Origin of the sequence: Zooshikella harenae, assembly GCF_018837975.1 — a bacterium.
GTDB lineage: Bacteria > Pseudomonadota > Gammaproteobacteria > Pseudomonadales > Zooshikellaceae > Zooshikella > Zooshikella harenae.
Map to the genome: position 1 here is coordinate 1 of NZ_JAGSOY010000221.1, position 1,805 is coordinate 1,805.

Consider the following 1,805-nt stretch of genomic DNA (forward strand, 5'->3'; position numbering starts at 1 on the left):
AAAGGGTTAATTTGATCGTGGGTGCAAATAAGAAAAAAACATTATTAATAATTTGTAGTGTTTTATTAAGTGTAATTTTATTAACTATGTTAACAGCATCGGGTTTTATTTATTGGGTGTTTGATTATAACGCTAATGAATTACAAATTGATACATGTACAGAGAATGGAGGCTGTTGGGATTACCTCCTAAGCCAATGTTTAAATAATTATGAATAATTTTTCAAGTTATACCCTATTATTTACCATAAAAAAGCCACCTTGACTGTTCATACTTATCATAAAGATCACGTTCCCATTAAATACTAATACAAAATAATACAATTATTAAATATCATAAAATAAACTTAAACGCTCGCCGTTATTTGGATTGGTTTATTTCTGCTTCAAGCTGATAAATATAACGCTCTAAATCCTCGGGCTTATGATAGGTTACCATCGCACCATCCGCATCACGGATCGAGGCCCGTAAATCACCGGTCCGTAATTTATGCAAAGCCTGTCGTGCTTCAAATAAACGTTGTTCGGTATTCATCCGAGGGCGTGTCCTAAGGCAGAAAGATCTAACGTGGATTTGGGTTTAATGTCGGGTTCATTGTCGGCATTTAAGGTATACACCCGGCTATTGGTATCCCAAGGCTGTGCCCAGCTTGGTGGATCATCCCAATTAATGGTGTCTGCTTTTAATTTGTGGATACAGGCACGGTTATAGGCACATAAATCCCAGGACTCATTAGGCCCACCGAGCTCTTCCCATTTACCGTCAGCCGTACGTGTTTCAGCGGTGAGTTCTTCATAAAAGCTCAGCGGTAACCAATCTGGGAAGTGAATATAATTCGGGCCGGGAATATCACGTTCCAATGAATTATTCACCACGTCTTTAAAGGCATTGGAATTTAATAATTGCAGAGGAATATCCCCATAAATACGTGCTTTGCTGTGGCTGTTATTTTGGTTATTGGGGTAGGTTTCCCGCATTTTAGTATGTTGGGTATGGTAATCACCTTTAATCAACATAAAGCGATGACGTAAGCCTAACTTTTTAACACGCCGATAAAACTGGTAGGCATTATCGGTTACACCTTCCTCTCCACCCGAATCACAGGCGACCAATTGAATGCCCATTACTCGGCCAGAGCCGTCATTCAATACGTAGTGCTTATGCAGGACTTTATCAATAATCACATCCCAGTCTTCAGCATACGCACCGGGATGAATCGCTAATACTTCCCCCGTTTCCTCGTTCACGCGAAACGGCGAATAACGCAGATTAAACCGATCAATGATCCAGCTTTCCAGATGTTTACCCCAGCCCTGGACTTGCACGACAAAGCGACGTTTCACACCACCTTGAACATCAATCGCCGCCGTTAAAAAGCGCACACCGTTAGGAATGGTGCGTTTAATAAAAGGTTCGGCCCGTGCTTTTAAGGATTTAGCCGTGCGGTTAGTGGTACTGGTAATCGGTAAATATGCTCGGCCAATATCCAAGTTAATAGTACTTTGTAATTTCTCCTGGTTGCCGGTCTTTTCATAGTGCTGTTCCGCGAGAATATAGTTGTACACCAAACCTTGCCAGTTTTGATAACCGGCTGCTGGGCCTTCCATCCAAAAACTGGCGTACAACGATTGTCGTTTTTCCCCGGTGATTTCACCGTCCGGCGTAATACCTTGACCTTCTCCCAACCAGCGGCACTGGCGATTTAAGTCAGCTTTTTGTGTCGGCTCAATGCGGCCACGGCACTGGGTACACAACATGTAAACACTTTCTGAAGCTTTCACCGGATCGGCATGTTTATCCCAATG

Annotated in this window: 3 protein-coding genes; 1 reads left to right on the forward strand and 2 read right to left on the reverse strand. The window is 42.4% G+C overall.

Annotation, left to right across the window (positions count from 1 at the left end; all coding sequences use genetic code 11):
* Positions 1 to 218 (forward strand): hypothetical protein (locus KCG35_RS25070; protein WP_215822581.1); only part of this gene is annotated, 218 nt, incomplete at its 5' end.
* 142 nt (positions 219 to 360) lie between these two features.
* On the opposite strand, the gene gpW is transcribed toward KCG35_RS25070, so the two are convergent.
* Positions 361 to 534, reverse strand: coding sequence for a gpW family head-tail joining protein (gpW, locus tag KCG35_RS25075; RefSeq protein WP_215822582.1), 174 nt, complete (start codon positions 532 to 534; stop codon positions 361 to 363).
* Positions 531 to 1,757 carry a terminase gpA endonuclease subunit gene (locus tag KCG35_RS25080; protein ID WP_230409363.1) on the reverse strand — a complete coding sequence of 409 codons (1,227 nt, stop codon included), beginning with the start codon at positions 1,755 to 1,757 and terminating at the stop codon, positions 531 to 533. Before KCG35_RS25080 ends, gpW begins: the two co-directional genes overlap by 4 nt.
* Positions 1,758 to 1,805 lie beyond the last annotated feature (48 nt).